General features: G+C 65.2%; 21 protein-coding genes. 12 read left to right on the top strand and 9 right to left on the bottom strand.

The window, feature by feature from the left end; all coding sequences use genetic code 11:
* Nucleotides 1-5: 5 nt before the first annotated feature.
* Nucleotides 6-818 (bottom strand): aspartate/glutamate racemase family protein, encoded by an 813-nt coding sequence (locus HMI57_RS02650; protein WP_171584364.1) that lies wholly within the window; start codon nucleotides 816-818, stop codon nucleotides 6-8.
* 167 nt (nucleotides 819-985) lie between these two features.
* Here HMI57_RS02650 and HMI57_RS02645 point away from each other — a divergent pair, with 167 nt between their 5' ends.
* From HMI57_RS02645 to HMI57_RS02625, 5 genes are all read left to right on the top strand, one after another.
* On the top strand, nucleotides 986-1,759 hold the full coding sequence (locus tag HMI57_RS02645; RefSeq protein WP_171584363.1) for an IclR family transcriptional regulator C-terminal domain-containing protein: 774 nt from the start codon (nucleotides 986-988) through the stop codon (nucleotides 1,757-1,759).
* Between the two features lie 92 nt (nucleotides 1,760-1,851).
* Nucleotides 1,852-2,043, top strand: a complete 192-nt coding sequence (locus HMI57_RS02640) for a helix-turn-helix transcriptional regulator (protein ID WP_171584362.1) — start codon at nucleotides 1,852-1,854, stop codon at nucleotides 2,041-2,043.
* The gene (locus tag HMI57_RS02635) at nucleotides 2,033-2,461 is read left to right on the top strand and encodes a hypothetical protein (protein WP_171584361.1); all 429 of its coding nucleotides are present in this window, start codon (nucleotides 2,033-2,035) and stop codon (nucleotides 2,459-2,461) included. The genes HMI57_RS02640 and HMI57_RS02635 overlap by 11 nt, the downstream gene beginning before the upstream one ends.
* Nucleotides 2,462-2,670: 209 nt before the next feature.
* Nucleotides 2,671-3,726: an acyl-CoA desaturase gene (locus HMI57_RS02630; RefSeq protein ID WP_171584669.1), complete on the top strand. Its 1,056-nt coding sequence runs from the start codon at nucleotides 2,671-2,673 to the stop codon at nucleotides 3,724-3,726.
* A 127-nt stretch (nucleotides 3,727-3,853) separates the two neighbouring features.
* Nucleotides 3,854-4,933: a tartrate dehydrogenase gene (locus HMI57_RS02625; RefSeq protein ID WP_171584360.1), complete on the top strand. Its 1,080-nt coding sequence runs from the start codon at nucleotides 3,854-3,856 to the stop codon at nucleotides 4,931-4,933.
* A gap of 39 nt (nucleotides 4,934-4,972) precedes the next feature.
* Here the strand turns inward: HMI57_RS02625 and HMI57_RS02620 are convergent, their stop codons facing one another.
* From HMI57_RS02620 to HMI57_RS02605, 4 genes are all read right to left on the bottom strand, one after another.
* On the bottom strand, nucleotides 4,973-5,818 hold the full coding sequence (locus tag HMI57_RS02620; protein ID WP_171584359.1) for a CoA ester lyase: 846 nt from the start codon (nucleotides 5,816-5,818) through the stop codon (nucleotides 4,973-4,975).
* A gap of 110 nt (nucleotides 5,819-5,928) precedes the next feature.
* Nucleotides 5,929-7,278, bottom strand: a complete 1,350-nt coding sequence (locus HMI57_RS02615; protein ID WP_171584358.1) for a hypothetical protein — start codon at nucleotides 7,276-7,278, stop codon at nucleotides 5,929-5,931.
* Between the two features lie 52 nt (nucleotides 7,279-7,330).
* A complete protein-coding gene (locus HMI57_RS02610) occupies nucleotides 7,331-8,482 on the bottom strand; it encodes a glycerate kinase (RefSeq protein WP_171584357.1) in 1,152 nt (383 codons plus the stop codon).
* A 130-nt stretch (nucleotides 8,483-8,612) separates the two neighbouring features.
* On the bottom strand, nucleotides 8,613-9,968 hold the full coding sequence (locus HMI57_RS02605; RefSeq protein ID WP_318779220.1) for an SLC13 family permease: 1,356 nt from the start codon (nucleotides 9,966-9,968) through the stop codon (nucleotides 8,613-8,615).
* Nucleotides 9,969-10,278: 310 nt separating this feature from the next.
* On the opposite strand from HMI57_RS02605, the gene HMI57_RS02600 reads away from it, so the two are divergent.
* The 5 genes from HMI57_RS02600 to HMI57_RS02580 are packed head-to-tail and all read left to right on the top strand — an operon-like array spanning nucleotide 10,279 to nucleotide 17,280.
* The gene (locus tag HMI57_RS02600) at nucleotides 10,279-11,460 is read left to right on the top strand and encodes an aminotransferase class V-fold PLP-dependent enzyme (RefSeq protein WP_171584356.1); all 1,182 of its coding nucleotides are present in this window, start codon (nucleotides 10,279-10,281) and stop codon (nucleotides 11,458-11,460) included.
* 58 nt (nucleotides 11,461-11,518) lie between these two features.
* Nucleotides 11,519-14,482, top strand: coding sequence for an FAD-binding and (Fe-S)-binding domain-containing protein (locus tag HMI57_RS02595; RefSeq protein ID WP_216607081.1), 2,964 nt, complete (start codon nucleotides 11,519-11,521; stop codon nucleotides 14,480-14,482).
* Nucleotides 14,460-15,221, top strand: a complete 762-nt coding sequence (locus tag HMI57_RS02590) for a fumarylacetoacetate hydrolase family protein (RefSeq protein ID WP_171584355.1) — start codon at nucleotides 14,460-14,462, stop codon at nucleotides 15,219-15,221. The genes HMI57_RS02595 and HMI57_RS02590 overlap by 23 nt, the downstream gene beginning before the upstream one ends.
* 44 nt (nucleotides 15,222-15,265) lie before the next feature.
* Nucleotides 15,266-16,093 (top strand): enoyl-CoA hydratase-related protein, encoded by an 828-nt coding sequence (locus HMI57_RS02585; protein WP_171584354.1) that lies wholly within the window; start codon nucleotides 15,266-15,268, stop codon nucleotides 16,091-16,093.
* Nucleotides 16,093-17,280, top strand: coding sequence for a CoA transferase (locus HMI57_RS02580; protein ID WP_171584353.1), 1,188 nt, complete (start codon nucleotides 16,093-16,095; stop codon nucleotides 17,278-17,280). Before HMI57_RS02585 ends, HMI57_RS02580 begins: the two co-directional genes overlap by 1 nt.
* 269 nt (nucleotides 17,281-17,549) lie before the next feature.
* On the opposite strand, the gene gcl is transcribed toward HMI57_RS02580, so the two are convergent.
* The 4 genes from gcl to HMI57_RS02560 form a co-directional block, all read right to left on the bottom strand.
* On the bottom strand, nucleotides 17,550-19,331 hold the full coding sequence (gene gcl, locus HMI57_RS02575; RefSeq protein WP_171584352.1) for a glyoxylate carboligase: 1,782 nt from the start codon (nucleotides 19,329-19,331) through the stop codon (nucleotides 17,550-17,552).
* A 29-nt stretch (nucleotides 19,332-19,360) separates the two neighbouring features.
* Nucleotides 19,361-20,236, bottom strand: coding sequence for a 2-hydroxy-3-oxopropionate reductase (locus tag HMI57_RS02570; RefSeq protein WP_171584351.1), 876 nt, complete (start codon nucleotides 20,234-20,236; stop codon nucleotides 19,361-19,363).
* A 12-nt stretch (nucleotides 20,237-20,248) separates the two neighbouring features.
* Entirely contained in the window at nucleotides 20,249-21,043 is a 795-nt protein-coding gene (locus HMI57_RS02565; protein ID WP_171584350.1) for a TIM barrel protein, read from the bottom strand.
* Between the two features lie 217 nt (nucleotides 21,044-21,260).
* A complete protein-coding gene (locus HMI57_RS02560) occupies nucleotides 21,261-22,202 on the bottom strand; it encodes a type IV toxin-antitoxin system AbiEi family antitoxin domain-containing protein (RefSeq protein WP_171584349.1) in 942 nt (313 codons plus the stop codon).
* 372 nt (nucleotides 22,203-22,574) lie between these two features.
* Between HMI57_RS02560 and HMI57_RS19465 the strand changes: the two genes are divergently transcribed.
* Together HMI57_RS19465 and HMI57_RS02550 are read left to right on the top strand one after the other, a co-directional pair.
* Nucleotides 22,575-23,552 carry a ring-cleaving dioxygenase gene (locus tag HMI57_RS19465; protein WP_171584348.1) on the top strand — a complete coding sequence of 326 codons (978 nt, stop codon included), beginning with the start codon at nucleotides 22,575-22,577 and terminating at the stop codon, nucleotides 23,550-23,552.
* Nucleotides 23,553-23,561: 9 nt separating this feature from the next.
* Nucleotides 23,562-24,200, top strand: coding sequence for an alpha/beta hydrolase (locus HMI57_RS02550; RefSeq protein ID WP_171584347.1), 639 nt, complete (start codon nucleotides 23,562-23,564; stop codon nucleotides 24,198-24,200).
* Nucleotides 24,201-24,246 lie beyond the last annotated feature (46 nt).

Here is a 24,246-nt window from a genome sequence, read left to right as displayed (position 1 = left end):
CGGTCCTACTTCTGGATCGACACGAGGTCGCCCGCGAGGAGGCGCCCTGCCCCCGTGATGGCAGGAGTGTGGCCCAGTGCCTTGAGGATCTCGTAGGTAGTGGCGACAGCTGCGGTGATCACGGGGACCCCTAGCTGGTCTTCGGCCGTCTGGACTGCTGCGAGGGATGGCATTTGCACGCAGGCCGACAGAATCACGGCGTCCACCCCATCGCGGTTGAGCTTCTCGGCGATCCCCGGAAGCTGCTGGGGGTCAAGCCGGCCGACCTCGAGGTTGTTGTCCACCGAGAGGCTCACGGAGTCCACCACCTCGATGCCTGCGCCCTCGATGTACTCGGCAACCAGCTGGGTCAGCGCGGGAACGTAGGGGGTCACCATGGCGATCCGCTTCGCGCCCATCTCCTGAAGGGTCCGCACGAGGGCGCCAGCACTGCTGGTGACCTCGGCGGGGTGGCCGTTCTTCTCGGCGGCGCCGGCGATTGTGGCCTCGGATTCAACGTGGGCGTTGGGGCCCTGCGCCATCACCGCGACCAGGCAGGCATAGGCAATGACGTCGACGTCGGCGTCGGACACCGCTTCGGCGCAGTCGGCCGCCTTCCCTACCATCGCCGCGAGTTCCTCACGGTTGACCTTCTTCATTCCGGCCCGGGCTGAATGGAACGTGTACCGGTGGCCGGTTGCTTCGGACTGTCGGCGGAAGAGTTCCGGCAGCTCGGTCTCCATGGTGGTGTTCGAGCTGGGGACGATCAGCCCGATCCTGGAGGAGCCCTCGGAGGCAGCGGACGGGGAGGTTTCGCAATATTCGGCTGGGGAAGACATGTTTGTCCTTCACATCGTTGTGGGTGATCTAACTCATATCGTGAGTTCGTAACCCATATTGTGGGTTGGCCAGGTGAATGTCAATAGAAATGTCCGAAGTCGCGAGACCCCACTAAGATTGCACGGACCCGAAAAGCTCGGAGACTGATGACGTGAGGACGGCGTAAGTGACAGCCGAACAGGCAAGCGGCGCAGCCCCCATCCTGGTGCTGCGCAAGGTGAGTCAGATTCTCGATTGCTTCACTCCTGACAACCCCGAGCCCACGCTGCAGCAGCTCGCCCGCGCCACCGGCCTTCCGTCCAGTACCTGCCAGCGGCTGGTGCAGAACATGGTTCGGGAGGGCTACCTGGACCGGGACGGCGATCGCTACCGCATCGGCATCCGCATGGTTCGCTGGGCCAGCACCGGTACGTCCGGAATGGATCTGGTTCAGCTGGTCAAACCGATTCTCCAAAACCTCCGGGACGAGACCGGGGAGACAGCATGCCTCTACGTACGCGACGGCGCCTTCCGCACCATCGTGGCCGTGGCCGAGACGCGCCATGTGGTGATCCGACCCTTCGCCGTCGGGATGGTGATGCCAATCCACGCCGGCGCTCCCGGCAAAATTTTCCTCGCGTACGATCCGCGGGCACGTGAGGCCCTGACGGAATCCCCGCTCACCAGGTTCACGCCCAGCACCCCCGACAGCCTGGCGATGCTCGACCGGCAGGTGGCCGAGGCCCGCGATCAGGGATACTTCGCCGCATTCGGAGAGCGACACGGTGATGTCGGCTCCATCGCCGCGCCGGTCTTTCGCCACACCGGCGAGCTGGCAGCGGTACTCGGCCTCGGATTTCCCACCCAGCGGGTCGGCGCCGACGACGTCGGGCGCCTCGGCCCCATCGTCAAGGATGCCGCGGACCAAGCAAGCCACGCATTGGGTCAGCCGCGACACTGACGTTCCGCCCGAAGTAAAGCACCCTTGACACGTCGTGACTAGTCAAGCACACTTGTCTACATGACAAGCGTCCTTGACCATTTCGGGTTTCAATGAGAAACGATCTCACCGCACTGCGGCGCGCAGCGAATATCTCCCAACGTGAGCTGGGCGAGGTCCTGAACGTGTCGCGGCAGACGATCAATTCAATCGAGACCGGCCGCTACGACCCGTCCCTACCCTTGGCTATTGCCATCGCCCGCCATTTTCACAGCACTGTTGAGGAGATTTTCCATGTGGACTGATGCGTACACCTCAAAGCAGAAGGCCCTCGCCCTCGGCCTGGTGCTGGTTGGTCTGACCGCACTGATAGCTACCGGACTACTCCTGCAGGAATATGGTCCCGGGAACATGGGCACCGGGTTGCTGACGGGCGGCGCCGTGGGCCTGGCGGCGGCCCTGGTCGGGCTCTGGCGCATCACCAGAAGACCCGACTCCACTACCAGCTTCGAACGCGCCTGGACCCAGACCGGCGACGAGCGGGACGACGCGGTGCTGACACGCTCGCTCGCGGTCCTGGGTCTGCTCTCTTTCCCACTCACCGCCGTCGCGGCGATTGCCATTGGACTGGGGGCTGCGGTGGAGATGGTCCTCGCGCTGCTTCTCATCACGGAGATCCTCGTCGGAGCCGTAGCGTTCGCGGTGATCAACCGGAAGAGTTGAACCGGCACAGGTGAAGCGGCCCAAGTGGACCGACGGGGCCCGGGGCATCGGTTCACCGCCACCCATGCCGTCGGGTGCATACTTGCAGGCGGCATCCAGCTAACCCGCGTAAACTCAAGGTAACCGCGGGTTTAGCAATCCCTCCGTCTGCTGTGAAGCAGCATCCTACGCAGGGACACTTATTGACTACCGCAACCTCCGGTCGCAGCGTGCGGGTTTCCAAGCCCAACGACATCGTCGCCTCCTACTCCACCCTCCTCAAGCAGGTCCGCAAGGAAGGTTTGTTGAACCGGCGACGCCGTTTCTACGTGGCGGTCTTCGCCGCCCTCGCCCTGACGATGGGTGCGGCCTGGACCGGATTCGCCCTCCTCGGTGACACCTGGTTCCAGCTGCTGATCGCCGGTGTGCTGGGCATCGTCTTCACGCAGATCGCCTTCCTGGCCCACGAGGCCTCCCACCGGCAGATCTTCAAGACCCGCGGCGCGAATGACTGGTCGGGGCGCATCCTCGCTGCCGGTGTCGTCGGCATCAGCTACCAGTGGTGGATGAACAAACACACCCGCCACCACAACGACCCCAACGTGGTAGGCAAAGACCCCGACATCGAGATCGACACCATCTCTTTCATCGAAGAAGACGCCGCGAAGGCCAAGGGACTCCACGCCTGGATCACCCGGCGCCAGGGATACCTGTTCTTCCCCCTGCTCACCTTCGAGGGCATCAACCTGCACGCCAAGTCCATCGCAACCCTCTTCCGTCCCGGCGCGGTACAGGGCCGCTGGATCGAACTTGCCCTGCTGGCCATGCGCTTCGGCGCCTATCTCGGCATCCTCTTCTGGTTCCTCCCCGTCGGCATGGCCTTCGCCTTCATCGGCGTCCAGATGGCCGTCTTCGGCATCTACATGGGCGCCTCATTCGCCCCCAACCACAAGGGCATGCCGATCATCCCGAAGAACAGCAAGCTCGACTTCTTCCAGAAACAGGTCCTCACCTCACGGAACATCCGTGGCGGGAACTTCGTGAACAACGCCTTCGGAGGCCTGAACTTCCAGATCGAGCACCACCTGTTCCCGGACATGCCCCGCCCACACCTGCGGAAGGCGGCCCTGATCGTCCGCGAACACTGCGAACGCCTCAAAGTGCCCTACACCGAGGTCGGCGTCGCCGCCTCCTACGGAGCCGTGGTGTCCTACCTCAACCGGGTAGGCCTGGCCGCACGGGACCCCTTCGACTGCCCCATGGTCAACAAATACCGGCACCAGTAGCCGGCACTTCCCCTGCGCGACGGCGGCCTCCACCAACACCTGGTGGGGGCCGCCGTCGTTCTTTATGACAGGATCGTTTTATTGACCTCTTGCCGGATCATTCTCCTGAAATGAAGGACACACACTCATGACTCTCCCGAATTATCACATCGCAGTCATCGCTGGTGATGGCATTGGCACCGAAGTAATGCCCCCCGCCCAGCGGCTGCTGGAAGTTGCCGGAGCGCGGTATGGATTCTCCTTCGAGTGGGAGGAACTCGAGTGGGGCTGCGAATACTATGCGCGCACGGGCGCCATGATGCCAGAGACCGGACTGGCCCAGCTGGCCGAGTGCGATCAGATCCTGCTCGGCGCCGTCGGCTACCCCGGGGTGCCCGACCACGTGTCCCTGTGGGGGCTGCTGATCCCCATCCGGCGCGCCTTCCAGCAGTACATCAACCTGCGCCCGATCAAGCTGCTTCCCGGGATCGAGAGCCCGCTGCGCAAGGTGCCCGCCGGGGGCATCGACTTCCTGGTGGTACGGGAGAACAACGAGGGGGAGTACTCCGAGAGCGGTGGGCGCCTGTACCGCGGAAGCCCGCAGGAAATCGCCATTCAGGAGTCTGTTTTCTCCCGGTTCGGAGTGGAGCGCGCCATGCGTTACGCCATTGGCCTGGCGGAACAGCGCGAGGGAAAACTTGCGTCGGCCACGAAGTCCAACGGGATCATCCACACCATGCCGTTCTGGGACGAGATCTTCCGGGAACTCGGCGCCGAGCATCCCAACCTGGAGATCTCCGAGTATCACATCGATGCGCTGGCAGCCCTGTTTGTGCTGGACCCCGCACGGTTCGACGTCGTCGTCGCCTCGAACCTGTTCGGTGACATCCTGACGGACCTGGGCGCGGCCATCATCGGAAGCATCGGCATCGCCCCGTCCGCGAACCTGAACCCGGAGAAGGAGTTCCCCTCCATGTTCGAGCCGGTGCACGGCTCCGCGCCGGACATCGCCGGACAGGGCAAGGCGAATCCCCTCGGTCAGGTCTGGGCCGCGTCAATGATGCTCGACCACCTGGGCCACCAGGATGCGGGCGAGGCCATCATGGCGGCCATGGGACACGTCCTCGAAGAGACCGAGGTGCGCACCCCGGACCTTGGCGGATCGGCCAGCACTGAAGAGGTGTCAGAGGCGCTGATCAACGCGTTCAACGCCGCTGCCCCAGCCTGATCACCCGAACGCCTGGTCCGGACGGTTACCCCGTCCGGGCTAGGCGTTCCACAATCCGTACGAGTCGGCCAGGGACGAGATTTTCTGCGCCCGGGCCAACCGCGGCAGGTACGATCCGTCTCCCACCACCGCGCCGGCGGCGTGCGCGCTCAGCAGCTCGTGGGCCCACATGATCTCCGAGTCACTCGGTGACAGGCCCTTGTTGATCGTGTCGGTGGCATCCGGCAGAAGGCACAGCTTCCCGGTCATTCCCATGGACGCCGTGACCTTGCAGGCCTCGAGCAGGGTATCGCCCAGGGCTCCGACGGTGGGGCCGTCGATCGGACCCGGCAGTTGACCCACCCGTGATGCCACCACCAGTTTCGCCCGGGCGTAGGCGAGCGCCATCGGCTCGTCGGAGGCACCGGTATCCCGACGGAAATCGCCGACGCCGAATGCCAGCCGGAAGGTGCCCGGAGCGCTGGCAATAGCCGTGGCGTTCTCGATGCCCAGCGCTGACTCAATCAGCGCGAGCACCGGGGTGCCAGCCTGCAGCCGCATGGCGGTGTGGGTGACCTGTTCGGGCTTCTCAGTCATCGCCAGCATCACCCCGCGGAGCCCGGGCGCCTTGGACAGCGCCGCGAGGTCGTCGGCCCAGAAGTCGGTTTCAATGCCGTTGACGCGGACCCACGCGGTCATACCGGTGGAGAGCGCCTCGACCACCCGCTCGCGCGCCGCCTCCTTGTCGTCCGCCGGGACAGCGTCCTCCATATCGAAGACCACCGAATCTGCCTCCGAGGTAAGGGCGGGCGCGAAGTTGGACTCGGACGCTGCTGATGCAAGCAGCCAGGAGCGGGAAAGCTTGGCAGGGAGCGCAGCAGCGCGGCTGTTTCTTAAGGAAGCCATACCAGAACACTACTGAACCGTCGGAGCCATATTCCACCGCAGCACCGTAGGCGACGTAAACACTACGAACAATTAGGCCCCCGATCCTTCAGATCCCCCGGCCTGCGCGCCTAGTGGTCGTCACCGTCGTCGTCGTCGTGGTCGTCGTCGTGGCCTGGGGATTCCGGTTCGCCGGTGACGATCGCGAGTTCGGTCGGTGTTTCGGGCAGGTCGAAGCTGTCCCGGACGGTCCCCGCGGCAATGTCCACAACGTGGAGTTGCGCGGTGGCGGCGTCGGTCAAGTAGGCGAAGCCGTCAGCACCCACCTTGACGAGGGGGGCTGGGAGCTGCCACTCGGTTGGCTCCTCCCACGGCTCGACGACGTCGATCTGGTGGAGGACCTCACCGGTTTCCTCGTCGAGGACGTTCAGCTGTCCGTCGTAGGTCAGGACCAGGGCCTCGCCATCCGCACCGCGAGCGAGGGAACGGAACCAGTATGCGGAGCCCAGGTCGACGGTGGTGACGGAGTCAGCGAGGGTGTCGATCAGTCCGATGCGCGTGGGGCGTTCCAGGCTGGCATCGGGGTCGGTCTTGTAGTCGGCGAGCACTATGGACGACGCGTGGTGGCCAAACAGGTTGCCCGAGCGCTGGTAGTCCTCCTCGACGGCGACCTTGTGGAACCCGCCATCCCGGTACACGACCGGCCCGTTCTCGCAGCCGAGCACCACGACGTCGCCGTCGGCCGTCGGCTGGGCCGCAGTCTCACCATGCACGCCCGGGCAGTCGGTGGTTTCAGCGATAACCTCACCCTCCGGGGCAAGCACCTGCACGGTATTGCGGGCGTCGGCGGTGCCCTGCGTCAACAGCAGGTCCCCGCCGCTGAGAGGCACCGCGACACCATGGTGCGCGGTGTCGGTCGAGTATTCCTGGACCTCGTCGTCCTTGATTTCACTATCGCTGAGCGCTTCGGAATCCATGACGGTGATGGCTCCCGTCCCGTCCGAGAACAAGGCTGTTTTCCCGTGGTGGACCACCACGTGGCCCGGCTCCGGGGCATCCACGGTTTCGTCGGTGAGCACCGGGTCGCTGACGAAGTAGTGGTTGTGGTCGCCGTGTCCTTCGGCGATCAGCCCGGTGTCGAAAAGGCTAAAGCCGTCGCTCGAGCTGACCATGACATGCCTGCCGTCGCCAGCGTTGTTCAGCCGGAGGAAGCCCTCCATCTCCGTGGTGGCGAGCACCTCGCCTGATGCGGTGTCGACGGTCATCACTCCACCGTCATAGGTGAGGACCGCGCGGGGGCTTAGCGCAGCAACTTCCGTCCGGCCTGCCCCATCGGTGTCAGTCGCGTCATCGGCGGCCGACGCTGCGGCGGTGGCTGGGAGGTCCCCGGAACCGGCAGGGTCGGCGGTGGAGCAGGCTGAGAGCAGGAGGGCAGCGGCGACCGCCGCGGAGAGGGCAAAGGTGGGTTTGATATTCGACATGCCCACACTCTAAATGCAAATGCTTCTCATTAGCAATTAGAGTGATGACCTCTTACCGGGAGCGGGCCGTGATCCCCACATGGTCGGCGATGTCCCGGCCCACCTGCTCCAGCAGGGTCGCCGCGTTGGCAATGCACCGCTCGACGTCGGGCTCCAGGTCGGTCAGGGCGAACGTGCGCTCGAATCCCGCCGTCGTGAGCTGCTCGGGACTCAGGACAGTGCGTCCGCAGACGGCCACGGCACGGACATTGGCCGCCGCAGCGGCATTCGCCACTCCCATCGGCGTCTTGCCGCCCAGGCTCTGTTCATCGAGGCTGCCCTCGCCGGTAATCACCAGGTCCGCGCCGCGCAGCTTTGCGGCCAACCCGGTAAGTTCCAGGACGACGTCGATTCCTGGCCGGCGCCGCGCGTTCAGGACGGCGAGCGCAGCGTAGCCGACCCCGCCGGCCGCACCAGCGCCGGGTGCCGTCACCATGTCCGTTACCCCCGGTCCCGCCGCGGCCGCGAGGACACTGACGAACCGGGTCAGCGCCGCGTCGAGTTCCTCGACATCCGCCGGGGCCGCGCCCTTCTGCGGCCCGAACACCGCTGCTGCCCCCATGGGGCCCAGCAGCGGGTTGTCGACGTCGGATGCCAGGGTGATGGAGGCGGCCTCCAGCCGGGGATCAAGACCGGCCAAATCGATCCGGGCAAGCCCGGCGAGAGCCGCACCGCCGTGCGGAAGGTCAACGCCGTCGTCGTCGAGCAGCCTGGCTCCCAGGCCGGTCAGGACGCCAGACCCGCCGTCCGTGTTGGCGCTACCGCCCACCCCGAGCACGATGTCGGTGCAGCCGCGGTCGAGGGCGAATCTGATCAGCTCTCCGGTCCCGCGGCTGGTGGCGCCGCGTGCGTCGAGGGTGCCCCCCGGCAACACGGCGAGGCCGGAGGCGAGAGCCATCTCGATGACCGCCTGCTGGCCGCGGACCGCAATCGGCGCCTTCAGTGGTTCACCGGTCGGCCCGGTGACGGTGGTGAGGTGGAGGGTGAATCCGGCGGCCACTGCGGCGTCGAGGGTGCCCTCCCCGCCGTCGGCGGCTGGCACGTGGTCGATGGTGAGAACGGTGTCCGGTCCGGCTGCCGCCCGCAACCCGGCAGCCACGGACTCGGCAACCTCGGGGGCGGATAGCGAGCCCTTGAACTTGTCAGGTGCAATCACGATGCGCATAGTGCCATTACATCACTGGTGGCGTGGAGGCGGCCGGTGTATGTCGTGGGGACAGGTGACTTAAAGGCAGGGAGGGAGGCGGCCTGGGCTCGGCCGCCTCCCTCCCTGGGTCCCATCATTCTGGCGGGACTTACCAGCCTGGCACGATGAAGATCAGCCAGGTGGCGATGGGCGCGATCACAACCATCGAACCACCCCAGATCATCAGCTGGCGGAACACCTTGTCCCGCTCCTCTTCGGGGGTGTTGGCCACGATCAGCGCACCACTGGTGGAGAACGGGCTGGAGTCAACCACCGAGGAGGAGATGGAGAGCGCGATGATCATCGGAATGGCGCTCACCTCACCGTTGAGCAGGAACGGCACGGCCAGCGGGATCAGCGCACCGAGGATGCCGGTGGTGGAAGCGAAGGCGGAGACGATCGCACCGATGAAGCAGATCAGGATCGCGGCCAGCAGCGGAGCGCCGATACCGGCAACACCATTACCGAGCCAGTCGATGGTCCCGTTGCGTTCCATCAAGCCGACATAGGTGACAATGCCGCAGAGCAGCAGCACCGTGGGCCAGGCCACTGCGGCAACGGCACCCTTGTTCGCTTCCGGGGAGAACAGCGAGAGGATAACGGCGACGGTGATGGCGGTGAAGCCGACGTCAAACCCGAAGCCCAGCACCAACACGGCCAGCAGGACGATGCCGCCGAGGGTCATGATCCGGTTGCGGTTCAGCGGGATGGACTCGACCGGGTTCGTGTTCTGGACGACCGGGGGAATGGTCTGCACGGAAGTGGTGCTGGCGCGGCCGGTCTTGGATCCGCCGCCGGGATGATTCGAGGAACCGCCAGCGCCGCCATCGGCCTGGCCACCGGTATCGCGCTGACCGATGAGCTGGCGTCCGCCGAAGAGGAAGAAGACCACGAATCCAAGGATCACGTTGAAGACCAGTGAGGCGAGGAAGAGTCCGAGGGGACTGCCCGGCAGGTCGTTGCGTTCGACGACGCCGTTGACGATGCTGCCGAACACGCTCAAGGGGGAGAATCCGCCAGCAGTCGCACCGTTGATGACCATCAGGCCCATCAGGATGGGGCGAATCTTGTAGCGGATACCGAAGCCGATGGCGATGGGAGCGATGATGGCCACGGCGGCGGGAACCACTGCACCCACGGCGGTAATTGCGCCCGTGACGCCGAACATGACCCACGGGATCAGGGCGATCCGGCCGCCCACTGACTTCACCGATTTATCGATGACCCAGTCGATGGTCCCGTTGGCCTTGGCGATCGCGAACAGGTAGGTGACACCCACGAGGATGACGAAGAGGTCGGCCGGGAACCCGCTGAGGACTGTATCAACGTCCTCGCCGATGACCATGGTGCCGACAACGAAGGCTGCCACGAAGGCGAGCGCCCCCATGTGGACTGGCCGCACGGTGGCAATAAGAAACAATGCCGCCAGCACCAGGATGGAAATCAGTTCAATTGACAAGTTCATCTCCAATGTCGAGATCGGGCAGCTCGCCTCGACTCAACCTGTCGATCCGCCGCCCTGCGGGTGTGAAGCTAGGTGGTAAATGATTCCACCATTCGAAAATCAATTACCATATGGGTGAATCCTGCCGTGTGACGCGCGTCTCGTCAACCCTTTCGGGCATCCCTCTTGCGGGCCACCCTGGCGAAGGTGGACGGTTCCGACAGCGGGTGCTAGCGTTCACCATGTGGTAACTAATTTCCACGTAACGGATAAATGGTGACGTTAGCGGACGCACAGTCTGAAGAGTCACCAGGCGAAAAGGACACTCATCATGGCGGAGTCAAAGAGGACACACGTAAGCGGCCGGCACTTCCTGCAAATCCCGGGCCCCACCAACTGTCCGATCGAGGTGCTGCACGCCATGTCGGCGCCCACCATTGACCACCGCGGCCCCACCTTCCAGGAACTCGGCAAGCACCTGATCGAGGCCATCAAGCCCGTCTTCGGCACCACCAATCCCGTGATCATCTACCCCGCGTCCGGAACCGGCGCCTGGGAAGCCGCCCTGGTAAACACGCTTAGCCCCGGCGACAAGGTCCTGTGCTTCGAAACCGGGCACTTCGCCACCCTGTGGCAGAAGATGGCCACCGAGCTCGGCCTCGAGGTTGAATTCGTTCCAGGCGACTGGCGCCACGGGATCGACACGGACAAGGTTGCCGAACTCCTCGCCGCCGACACCGAGCGGACCATAAAGGCCGTCTGCTGCGTGCACAACGAAACCTCCACCGGCGTCACCAGCCGCATCGGCGACGTTCGGACCGCAATGAACTCCACCGACCACCCGGCGCTCCTGCTGGTCGACACCATCTCCTCCCTCGGCGCCGTCGACTACCGGCATGACGAGTGGGGTGTCGATGTCACCGTCTCCGGCTCGCAGAAGGGCCTGATGCTGCCGCCGGGGCTGAGCTTCAACGCCGTCAGCGACAAGGCCCTCGAAGCCTACGAGTCGTCCACCCTGCCCAAGTCCTACTGGGACTGGAAGCCCATCCTCGCGGCCAACGCCAACGGGTTCTGGCCCTACACCCCAGCCACCAACCTCCTCTACGGGCTCAAGGTGGCCCTGCAGATGCTTGAGGACGAGGGTCTCGAGAATGTTTTCGCCCGGCACCAGCGGTACTCCCGCGCCACCCGTGCCGCCGTCGAGGCCTGGGGTCTGGAAGTGCTGTGCCAGGACGATCGCGAGCACTCGGGCGCGCTGACCGCCGTCGTCGTGCCCGATGGCTTCGACGCCGACGAGATCCGGGCCATCATCCTGGACCGGTTCGACATGTCGCTGGGCGCCGGTTTGAGCAAGCTCGCGGGCAAGGTCTTCAGGATCGGCCATCTGGGTGCGTTCGAGGACCTCACCCTGGTGGGAACGCTCGGCGGGGTGCAGATGGGACTGAACCTGGCCGGGGTGCCCATCAAACAGGACGGCATCCAGGCCGCCCTTACCGTCCTCGAACAGGGCTGATCGGGCCGGTGACTGGCCACTGCAACGAGGAAACAACCATGACCGTGGGGAGAAAACCGTGACGATTGTGCAGACGCCTCCCGAGGCGACCGATATTCCGGCGGGGTTCGCGGAGAAACTGGAGAAGGCGGTGCAGGGCGAAGTCGCCTTCGACGACTACAGCCGTCACCTGTTCTCCCGCGACGCCAGCATGTACACCATCTACCCGCTCGGGGTGGTGTACCCGCTGAACGCCGACGACGTCGCCGCCACGGTCCGGATCGCCGCCGAGCACGGGGTACAGGTCACCCCACGCGGGGCGGCAACGAGCCTCGCGGGGCAGACCGTCGGCGCGGGCATCATCCTCGACTTCTCCCGGCACATGCACCGGATCCTCGACATTGACCCCGAGGCGCGGACCGCCCGAGTGGAAGTGGGAGTGGTGCAGGATGAACTGAACCAGGCGGCCGCACCGTTTGGCCTGATGTTCGGCCCGGACACCTCCACCAGCAACCGCGCCACCATCGGCGGGATGCTCGGCAACAACTCGGCCGGCAGCGGCTCGCTGCGGTACGGGATGACCATCGACCACATTCGGGCGCTCGACGTCGTCCTCGCCGACGGATCGACCGCCCGGTTCGAACCGGTCGATGAGAAGGAAATCCACCGCCGCGCAGCAGCTCCGACGCTGGAGGGTTCGCTGTACCGGGAACTGCCCCAACTCCTGGAGGACAACGCCGAAGCGATTGCCACCGGCTTCCCGCCGTTCTGGCGCCGCGCCTCCGGGTACCGCCTGGACCGGCTGGCCGACGAGACAGCCTTCGACCTGGCGAAGTTCATCGTCGGATCTGAGGGCACCCTCGCCATCGCCACCCACGCCGAAGTGGATCTGGTACCCAAGCCCCGGCATACCGTCTACGCGGTGGGACACTTCGAAACCACCCAGCAGGCCATTGAGGCCACCCAGGATTCGCTGTCCTGCGAACCGGCGCAGGTGGAGTTGATGGACAAGACCATCCTCGACCTCTCCCGCCAGAAGATCGAGTACGCCGACCTGGGGTCCACCCTGGTCGGGGACCCCGCCGCCCTCTTGTTCGTCTCCTTCGCCGGTGATGACCTGGACGCACTGATGACACGGCTCGACGCCCTCATCGCCGTGTGGGAGGAGAAGGGCCACGGCTATCACACCCTCCGGCTCGTGACCGCCGAGCAGCAGAAGTCGCTGCTGAAGGTCCGCAAGTCCAGCCTCGGCCTGTTGATGGCGGCAAGCGACGGCTCCAACCGCCCGCTGGCTTTCGTCGAAGACACGGCCGTCCCCCCGGAGCGGCTCGCCGCGTACACCGCACGGTTCGCCGAGATCCTCGATGACCACAAGATGAAGGCCGGCTTCTACGGGCACTGCTCGGTGGGCTGCCTGCACATCCGCCCGTTCGTTGACCTGTCCAAACCGGACGAGATCGTGCGGATGCGCTCCGTTGCGGAGAAGATCAAGGACCTGGTCAAGGAGTTCGGCGGGGTCAACTCCAGCGAGCACGGCGACGGACTGGCCCGCAGCGAGTTCAACCGGGAAATCTTCGGCGACGACCTCTACGAGGCCATGCGGCACGTGAAACGGATCTTCGACCCGAACAACATCATGAACCCGGGCAAGATCGTCGACGCCCCCAAGATGACCGAGAATCTGCGTGATGCCCAGCTGCCTGAGGCTGTCGGCTTCCGGACCAAGCTGGACTTCTCGGTGGTCGACGGAATGCGCGGCGCAGCGGACCGCTGCATGAACATTGGCCTGTGCCGCAAGAGCACCACCGGCGCCATGTGCCCGTCCTACATCGCCACCCGGGAAGAGGAGGACTCCACCCGCGGCCGGGCCAACGCCCTGGTGAAGGCTCTCTCCGAGCCGGATCCGAAAGCTGCCCTGGCCGGTGAACGGCTGCACGAGGTGCTTGACCTGTGCCTGATGTGCAAGGCGTGCAAGGCCGAGTGCCCGCTTGGGGTGGACATGGCCAAGCTCAAGAGTGAGACGCTTTACCACTACAACGAGGAGCACGGCACGCCGGTCAGGTCCCAGATCTTTGGCAACATCCGGTTCCTGAACCGGATCGGCTCCACCTTCGCGCCGCTCTCAAACATCCCCGGCAAGATTCCGGTGCTGCGCAAGGTGATGGAGCGTACTATCGGAATTGCCCACCAGCGGCCCCTGCCGACGTTCAGGTTCATGAACCTGATCCGCTGGTACCGGAAGAACGGCGCGACATCGACCACCCCGGTCACCCAGGGAACGGTCAACTTCATGGCCGACTCCTTCACCTCCTTCTCCGAACCTCACATCGGCCAGGCGGCCATCCGGCTGCTGCAGGATTCCGGCTGGGACGTGCAACTGGCGAGCAGCGGGTGCTGTGGCCGGTCGGCGTTGTCCAAGGGCATGATCGACGAGGCAACGGCGAAGGCGAAGGCGATGGCCAAGGACCTCACCGAGAACACGGTGTTGAACTCCCCCATCGTCGGTTGCGAGCCGTCCTGCCTTTACACGCTACGCGACGAGCACACCACCATGCTGCCGGATGACCCCAACGTGAAACTGGTGGCTGCCCGGGTCCAGCAGGTGGAGGAACTTCTCGCCGTCGCCATCGATGAGGGACGCCTGGTGCTCTCCCCCGATTCGTGGCTGGCCGGCCGCAAGATCCTCTACCAGGGTCACTGCCACCAGAAGGCCGAGGTCGGAACTGCCGCCACCGTGGCCCTGCTGAAGAAGATCCCGGGCGTCCAGGTGCTGGATCTGGATGCGGGCTGCTGCGGCATGGCCGGGTCCTTCGGCTACGAGAAGGAGCACTACGACATCTCGATGAAGGTGGGCAGCGACAGGCTGTTCCCTGCCATCGAGGCGGAGGACGAGATGACGGTCATCGCGGCCACAGGCACCTCCTGCCGGGAGCAGATCTTCCACGGCACCGAGCGGTCAGCCTGGCACCCACTCGAACTTATTCAAGAGGCACTAGTTGCCAGCAATGGAAAGGAACGCAATGCAGATAATCCGGTTCGCTGAGTCAGACGGAGCTCCCCAGTACGGGGTGCTCAACGGCGACGACGTCCACGCCCTGGAGGGGAGCCTCACCGAGGCGACGCAGGGTGCACGCGTCGCCGCGCGATCGGAGGTCACGCTGCTCAACCCGTGTACGCCGTCGAACATTGTCTGCGCCGGTGGCAACTACCGCAGCCAGCTCGCCGAGATGAACATGCCGGTGCCCACCCAGCCGGTGATGTTCCTCAAGGGGCTGAACACCCTGTCCGGACCCGGCGACGCGATCGAGTACCCCCGCGACCTGAACCGCCTCGAGTTCGAGGGTGAGCTCGCCGTCGTCATCGGGAAGACCGCGCGGGATGTCACGGTGGAGAACTACGCCGACTACGTCCTCGGGTATACCATCGCCAACGATGTGACGGCGAGCGATTTCCGCGCCGACGGGCAGTGGACGCGCGCCAAGAGCATCGACACGTTCTGCCCGATGGGCCCCTGGATCGAAACCAGCATCACCGACCCGCAGGCGCTGCGGATCACCACCACCGTCAACGGCACCGTGGTCCAGGACTGCGGGACCGATGACATGGTGTTCGGCGTCGCCGAACTGCTCGCCTGGATCACGAAGTTCATCACCCTGCAGCCCGGTGATGTGGTGCTCACCGCGAGCCCTGCCGGCGTCGGCCCGATGCAGGTGGGCGACGACGTCACCATCAGCATCGACGCCATCGGCGCGCTGAGCAACCCAGTGAAAGAGCGCGCCTAACCAGCCGAGTCCCGCGCTCCCGTGCGGCCAACCGAGGAGAAGTTATGTATCAGGACCTGATCGACTCAGCACCCACCGGGTCATCCGGCGGATCCATCGAATGCACCGTGGACGCCGGCGTCGCGGTGGTCGTGATCTCCAACGAGGCCGCACGGAACGCCCTCACCATTAAGATGTGGCGGCAACTGGAGCTGCTGTTCACCGAGCTCGGCCAGGACGCCACCCTGCGGGCAGTGGTGCTCCGGGGTGCCGGAACCGACGCGTTCGCGGCCGGGGCTGACATTTCGGAGTTCCCCTCCCAGCGAATGGACGCCTCCACTGCTTCCGGGTACAACAGCCAGTTGTCCCGCACCCTGCAGGCGGTGGCGGACCTCGAGGTTCCCACGATCGCCATGATCCACGGCTTCGCAGTGGGGGGCGGCTGTGAAGTCTCCAACGCGTGCGACCTGCGGATCGGCTCCGACCGGGTGAAGATCGGTATTCCGATCGGGAAACTGGGTGTCATCCTGGGGCTCACCGAATCGCGGATGCTGGTGCGCCACATCGGGGTCAACGGCCTGAAGCGGGTGCTGTTCAGCGGTGAGCTCTTCGACTCCCCATCGTCACTGCAGCTGGGCCTGCTGGATGAGGTGGTGCCCGCCGCAGAGCTGAGCGCGCGGGTGGCCTCGCTCGTCGAGACGATCGTGGCGTCGTCGGCCACCACCATGCGGGCAGCGAAGGTGGTCACTGACATCGCTGCGACTGTCAACGACTCCGACGCCGAGAAGCTGCAGGCACTCACCGTCGCTACCTACGACGGCGCCGACCTCAAGGAGGGCGTCGCCGCGTTCCTCGAGAAACGGCGGCCCGACTTCAGCCAGCGGGTGCACTAGTGGGAACGCTCGACGGCGTCACCGTCCTCGACCTGTCCCGCTACATTGCTGGCCCCACCGCCAGCATGATGCTCGCAGACCAGGGCGCTGACGTAATCAAGGTGGAGTCGGTGCCGCTGGGCGATCCGTCCCGGCAGTCCGGCCCGTACCAGGACGGCCACAGCGTGTACTTCATGTCGGCGAACCGGAACAAGATGTCGCTCGCCATGGATTTGCGCACCGCTGAAGGCAAAGACGCACTGACCCGGATCGCTTCCACAGCCGACGTGCTGATCGAGAACTTCAAACCGGGAACCACCACCGCCATGGGGATCGGTGCCGAGCAGCTTGCCGAGGTCAACCCGGGACTGGTCTACTGTTCCATCTCCGGCTTCGGCAACGGACCGGTGGGATCCTCGATGGCCGGCTTCGATCAGAATGCCCAGGGCATGAGCGGGCTGATGAGCGTCACCGGGACCCAGGAGACCGGCCCGATGCGGGTTGGTGTGCCCATCGCCGACTCGACCACCGGGCTGGTGGCCGGCTTCGCGATTGTCTCCAAGCTCATGGAACGGTCGCGGACCGGCGTCGGCGGGGTGGTCCAGACCTCCCTGATGCAGTCCATGAACTTCATGATGACCTACCAGGCGCAGAAGTTCCTCAGCCTGGGCATCGTCCCCACCCGGGAGGGCAACGACCATCCCCTGCTTTTCCCGCAGGGCACCTTCGCCACCCAGGACAGCTTCATCACCATCGCCTCCGGCAACGAACGGATGTGGCGCAAACTCTGCGATGCCCTGGGGCTGTCCGAGATCGCCGAGAGTCCGCTGTTCGATTCCAACGCCGTGCGGATGGCCAACAAGGCCCAGCTGCGCGCAATCTTCGAGGAGAGGCTGGCCGATCGCACCTCCGCCGAATGGATCTCCATCATCAACGACAGCGGTGTCCCCTGCGGCCCGGTGCTGACCATGGACGAGGCCTTCACCCACCCGGTCTCCGAGGAACTGCACCTCTCCGGGACGGTAAAGCACCGGGAACTCGGGGACATTCAGGTCCTCGGCCGCCCCGCGAACACCGGCGACGACGATTGGCTGCGCCTGGCCCCACCGGTCCTCGGCCAGCACAGCAGCGACATCCTCAAGGAGTACGGCTTCACTGACGACCAGGTGCTGGACTACATTGACCGGGGCATCGTCATCCAGGGCTAGGGCTGTTATCGCTTGCTGGGGCCTGCGCAGCCTTTGCTCGCTCGCGCGGCCGACCTTTTGTGCAGCTGTGGCGGGTATAAGCGTCCCGTACCCGCCACAGCTGTACAAACGACTGCGACGCCGTTGCGCGAGCGCTCAGCCACCCGCCACACGTGCGCAAAGTGCTCACCGTCGGGCCACCCTTGCCCGCCCGCCGTCGCCGAGGGGTTAGCTGTGGAGACCCGATCGCCGTCGGGCCCGCCAGAGCTAACCACTCGGCGCCGGAGTGCCTAGAGCGTCAGGGAGGGAACCGACGTCGGGGCGTCCGCAGCAGTTTCGGCGAGGTCCTCGAACTCGTTGATCGCGTCGATCCCGGCGGCACCCATCGCAATGTTGGTCACCCGCTCCAGGATCACCTCCACCACCACCGGTACCCGGAACTCGCTCATCAGGGCCCGCGCCTTGTCGAAGGCCGCCTGCAGGTCATCGGCTTCGCGGACCCTGATGGCCTTGCAGCCCAGCCCCTCGGCCACTTTGATGTGGTCCACCCCGTAGCCCTCCAGTTCCGGGGCGTTCACATTCTCGAACGCCAGGGACACGTGATAATCCATCTCGAAACCGCGCTGCGCCTGCCGGATCAGGCCCAGGTAGGAGTTGTTGACCACCACGTGGATGTAGGGCAGCTGGAACTGGGCGCCGACGGCGAGCTCCTCGATCATGAACTGGAAGTCGTAGTCCCCGGACAGCGCCACCACGGGCGTCGCCGGATCGGCCTGGACCGCGCCGAGTGCCGCGGGCAGGGTCCACCCCAGCGGCCCGGCCTGCCCGCAGTTGATCCAGTTGCGGGGCTCGTACACGTGCAGGAACTGGGCGCCGGCAATCTGCGACAGGCCGATCGTCGACACGTACCGGGTGTCCCGACCGAACGCCAGGTTCATCTCCTGGTACACCCGCTGGGGTTTGACCGGGATCTGGGTGAAGTTGGTCTTGCGCTGCAGCGTTGACTTTCGCTGCGCGCAGTTCTTCACCCAGGCGTTCCAGTCGGGCAGACCCTGCTGGGCCTTCCGCTCCCTCGCCAACGCCACCAGGCCACGGAGGGCCGCTCCTGCGTCGGAGACAATGCCGAAGTCCGGCGCAAAGACCCGGCCAATCTGGGTGGGTTCGATATCGATGTGAATAAACTTCCGGTCCTTTGTATACACGTCGAGGGCTCCGGTGTGGCGGTTGGCCCACCGGTTGCCGATCCCGACGACGACGTCGGACTCCAATAGCGTTGCGTTGCCGTAGCGGTGCGAGGTTTGCAGTCCCACCATGCCGGCCATCAGATCGTGGTCGTCTGGGATGGAGCCCCAGCCCATCAGTGTGGGAATGACGGGGATGTTCAGCAGTTCGGCCAGCTCCACCAGGTCCGCTGACGCGTTGGAGTTGATGATCCCTCCGCCGGCGATGATCAGCGGTCGCTCGGAGGCCCCGAGCATGTCCAGCACCTTTTCGAGCTGCCGACGGGACGCTTCCGGCTTGTGGACCTGGAGCGGCTCGTAGGTCTCCGGGTCGAACTCGATCATGGTCTGCTGCACGTCGATCGGCAGATCGATCAGCACCGGTCCCGGACGGCCCGACCGCATCTCGTGGAACGCCTTCTGGAAGGTCCCGGGAACCTGGCCAGCCTCCATCACCGTGACGGCCATCTTGGTGACCGGCCCTGCGATGCTGGCGATATCGACCGCCTGGAAGTCCTCCTTGTGCAGCTTCGCCACCGGGGCCTGACCGGTGATGCAAAGGATGGGAATCGAGTCAGCCCACGCCGAGTACAGGCCGGTGATCATGTCAGTTCCGGCTGGCCCTGACGTGCCGACGCAGATGCCGATGTTGCCCTCCTTCGCCCGGGTGAACCCCTCGGCCATGTGGGACGCGCCCTCGACGTGCCGGGCGAGGATGTGACGGATGCCGCCGTGGGCGCGCATCGCTGAATAGAACGGGTTGATGGCGGCACCCGGCAGGCCAAACGCCGTGGTGGCACCCTCCCGTTCGAGGATGGCAATGGCGGCATCGACGGCGCGCATTCGTGGCATGGGAAGTCCTTCTTCTGTCTACATACTGTCTATTTGCCGGACAGCTGATTGATCAGCTTGAACAGGCCTGAGTGGTCCAGGCCGCCGTCGCCCGTGGTGACGAGCGAGGCAACCAGTTGCGCGGCGAGGGCACCCAGCGGGGTGGCGACGCCGGCTTCACGGGCAGCTGAGGTGACAATGCCGAGGTCTTTGTGGTGCAGTGCGAGCCGGAACCCGGGGTCGAAGTTGCGGTCGAGCATCTTCTGACCCTTCTGGTCCAGCACCTTGGAGCCCGCCAACCCGCCGCCGAGCACTTTCAGGGCGGCTGCGGTGTCCACGCCGTACGCCTCGAGGAAGGTGATGGCTTCGGCGAGGACGCCGATATTGACGGCGACGATCAGCTGGTTGGCGGCCTTGACGGTCTGACCTGACCCGGACGGACCCACGTGCACGATGGTTTTCCCGACGGCGGCGAAAACGTCCTGCGCGGCCTCAAAGTCGGCGGCGTCGCCGCCGACCATGATGGACAGGACTCCATCAATGGCGCCCTGCTCACCGCCGGAGACCGGTGCATCGAGGGGCCGGAGACCGCCAGCCCTGGCCTCGTCGGCGAGGCGGGCGGCGACGTCGGGCCGGATGCTGCTGGCATCGATCCACAGGGCTCCACTCCTGGCGTTCGCAAACACGCCGTCAGCACCACCGACGACCTCCTCCACATCCGGGGAATCCGGCACCATGGTGATGACGACGTCGGCCTCGGCCACCGCATCGGCGATGCTGGAGGCGCCGCGACCGCCCTCGGCGGTGAGCTTGTCGATCCGGCCCTGGCTGCGGTTGTACCCGGTGACCGTGTGGCCGGCGGAGACGAGGTTGATGGCCATGGGGAGCCCCATTATGCCGAGTCCGATGACTGCAACGTGTGTCATTGTGCTGGTCCTTTACTTGCTGGCTGTCGTGGTGGCCCAGGAAAATGCCTGGTCGGCGGGGGTCTTATATTCGAGGCCGATCGGGCCCTGGTAGCCGAGCGCGCGGCTGCGGTCGATCCAGTCCGTCAGGGGGAGGTTTCCGCTGCCGGGAGCGCCGCGGCCCGGTGCGTCGGCAATCTGGATGTGCCCAAAGTCCTGCGCGTGGGCCTCGATGACGGCCCCGACGTCGTCGCCGTTCACTGACAGGTGGTAGAAATCGGCGAGGAGCAAGATGTTCCTGGCACCGCGGGCGTGGACCCGGGCGATGACGTCCAGGGCATCCTGGGCGATCTTGAGCGGGTACCGGTCGGCGCCGCTGACCGGTTCCAGCAGCACGGTTCCGCCGATCGCGGCGACCGCTTCCGCGGCGAGCACCAGGTTGTCGACGGCGAGCGCGTCCTGCTCCTCCGGACTGACGCCGTCCACCCGGTTGCCGTACAGGGCATTGAACGACGTACAGCCCAGCCGCTTCCCAATCCCGACGACGACGGGCAGGTTCGCCCGGAACTCCTCACTGCGGTCTGACCAGGACACCAGGCCGCGATCCCCGCCGGGCATGTCTCCCGCGTTGAAGTTCAGGCCGGTCAGCTGGACGCCAGCACTGGTAATGGCGTTCTCGAACTCCTCGACCTCTGCGGCCGACGGCGTCGAGGTGGGGAAGGGCCACCAGAACTCGACCGCGTCGAAGCCGGCCGCTTTTGCCGCCGCCGGACGCTCCAGCAGCGGCAACTCGGTGAGGAGGATTGAACAGTTCACGGTGTAGGTCATGAGGATCCCCAAGTTCGGTTGTCATTCCGTATTATGGAAGGTTTCTTCTGTCTGATGAAATAGTAAAGCTGGTTAAGGATGTCCGTCAACCAGTTTCTTCACAGTTACGGCCCCAACAGCAAGATCCGCCGCTTGCAACCGGCGGATCTTGCCCTCGGGGCCGTTTCTATAGCGGCGGCGGACTAGCAGCGCATCAATGGAGGACAAAGTTTCAGAGCTAGGCTGCCCGGCGAGCAGCGGCCCTCCGAAGGTGGTTCAGGATCCGCTCCCTAAGTTCTGCTTCCTTGAACAGGTCAGCCCATTCGATCCTCAGGATGGTCCACCCGAGTTCGACCAGTGCCTTCTCACGTCGACGCTCTTCAAAGAGGACTTGTGACGTGGGCTGGTAGTTGAAGTATTTGACGCGGCCATCGAATTCCATGGCAGCGCGCAAGTCCCGCCAGGCGAAGTCCAGCCGGTGGTCACCCAGCCTACTGGTGACACAGACCTGCTGTTCAGGCATCGGAATCCGCAGGGATCGCATGACATCCAGCGTGAGGGTCTCGCCCGGAGACTCCGAAAGGTGGCTCGCGTTCGCTACCACCCTCCGCGCATTCCCGATGCCTTTGTGATTAGCGAGGCCTTCAACGATGCGCTTCATCACCGCGATGTTGGCTCCCAGACTAAGGGCGTGCTCAGCTGTGACAAGTCCCTGCCGATACTGGAAGATCCGCGAACAGTCCACCACCGTACGTTCCAACGAGGTGACGAGCAGGCCGAGCTTCTGGGTCACCTCCGGGGCCGCCAACCACCCCTGATGCTTACGAACATCCCGGGCATGGCTCGTCGGTGAAGCATTCGACCATTGGGTGATGTGAATCAGCGGATCGGGATTCAGCAGGTACAACCCGTGGAGACGAGCCGCAGAGGTGTGGCTATAGACCGGGGCCTCGTTGCCCAGAGATGCGCCAACCGCGCTATGAGCAACCACCCGGAGCAGTTGCTGGCCATCCGTGGTCAACGTCTTCCACCGTTCAATGGACTGGTAACAGCCGCGCCGGACCCGAACCAACTCTCCTCGCCTCACTAGAGCGGCGATAGCGGCGGTGGTGAACCCCCGGTCACGGAGTTCACCTGTTAGCCATAGCTCTTCTCGCTCCAGCCACTCCAAGGTCGTCATGGCAACTAGGATGCCCAGCCGAAACCCACATCTCCATGGGTCTATCCGGCTATGTGGACAACCCGCCGGAGTCCGTTCCGGCGGGACCCGGTCAGCACGTCGGTGCCAGCGCGCTCCCGCCTGGCGCCCCTTGCCGGCCTAGGCACGTCTGCGCCGACACAGCCAGATCAATACGTGTGCGCCGGCACAGCCAGAGCCAAAACCGGCCCCAACAGCAAGGTCCGCCGCTTGCAATCGGCGGGTCTTGCTCCGGGGGCCGGTTTTACGTGGAACCCACTGGGGACTCCCCAAACACGCCGGGAACAATTAGAGTGGTCCATGCGTTTGCATCTACATGCCGGCGTCCACCGCTGGAACTAACGAGGAGGAAGTGTGACCGCACAAACTGAAGGGCTCCACCACGTCACCGCAATTGCGGGCGACCCCCAGAAGAACATCGACTTCTACATCAAGGGCCTGGGCCTGCGACTCGTCAAGAAGACAGTGAACTTCGACGATCCGGGCACGTATCACCTCTACTACGGCGACGAAGCTGGCAGCCCCGGCTCCCTCCTGACTTTTTTCCCCTGGCAGGGCATCCGGAGCGGCAAGGTCGGCACTGGACAGTCCACCACCACCGCGTTCTCCGTCCCGCAGGGCACCCTCGGCTGGTGGCAGGACCACTTCAAGGCCATCGGCGTCGAGTCATCGATCGCCCGGGCATCCTCAGAGGAAGAGCGTCTGTCGCTCCGCGATCCCGACGGCCTGCAGATCGACCTGGTGGCCTCGTCGCTCACTGACCCGCGCAACCCGTGGGACTCCGCCTCCGTCCCCGCCGAGTACGCCGTCCGCGGCCAGCACTCATCGGTGCTGACCGTCGAGGACCCCACTGCGAGCCTGGAAACCTTTACCCGGGACCTGGGCATGAAGATCCTCAGCGAAACCGACGGGCGGTACCGCCTCAGCACTCACGACGGCGAGCCCGGCACCGTTGTCGACCTGGTCACCGACCGCCGCGGCGAGCGGGGCCTCGTGGCTGGCGGAACCGTCCACCACATCGCCTTCCGGGTGCCCGACCAGGCCACCCAGGAACTTTGGCGCCAGGAACTGGCGGAGCGCGGCTACGCGGTCACGGCCATCCTCGACCGCCAGTACTTCACCTCGATCTACTTCAGGGAGCCAGGCGGCACCCTACTGGAAATCGCCACGGATACCCCGGGCTTCGACATCGACGAGCCCTTGCTCGAGCTGGGGCGCTCCCTGAAGCTGCCACCATGGCTGGAGCCCAACCGGGATGCCATCTCGCACGCCGTCGCCAAGATCAACGTGCCCGATGAGAACAATCCGTCCATCGCCACCTTCCTGAGCTAGGAGCATCAGATGACCAATGTTGACCAGTGGCCGCACCTCTACGATGCGGGAACGCCCGACAGCCCCGTCCTCCTGCTGCTCCATGGGACCGGTGGCACCGAGCATGACCTGCTGCAGCTGGCCCAGCGCCTGGCACCCCAGGCGGGCTACCTCGCCCCACGGGGTCCGGTGCAGGAACAGGGTATGAACCGGTGGTTCCGCCGGTTCGGCGAGGGCAAGTTCGACGTCGACGACGTCGTCCGCCGCGCCGGTCAGCTCGCCGATTTCATCGAGTGGGCCCGCGGGAACTACGGTCTGGGCGAGCGGAAGGTCATCGCGGTCGGGTTCTCCAATGGCGCGAACATCGCCCTGGCCACCGTCCTGTTGCACCCCCAGGCGCTGACCGACGTGGTCGCCTTCTCCGGGATGTATCCGCTCGGTGACCGCTCGTTCGACGGCGACCTGTCGGGCACCGCCGTCGCACTCTTCAACGGGGAGGCGGACGCCATGGCGCCGCTGACCAGCGTGACGCAGCTGAAGTCGGTGCTCGACAACGCAGGCTCCGACGTCCACCAGGCCGTCCGCGAGGGCGGGCATGGCGTGCACCCCACCGAGGTGGATGCTGCGGCAACGTGGATTGGTTCCCGCACGGCTCCCGCCGCCCGGTAAACAGACACGCCGTACGCAACCGCGCCGCAAGGAAACACGCCGTAAG

Source organism: Arthrobacter sp. 260, assembly GCF_013116745.1.
Classification (GTDB): domain Bacteria; phylum Actinomycetota; class Actinomycetes; order Actinomycetales; family Micrococcaceae; genus Arthrobacter_D.
Note: the sequence above shows the minus strand (reverse complement) of the source record. Positions and strands in the feature narration are given on the sequence as shown.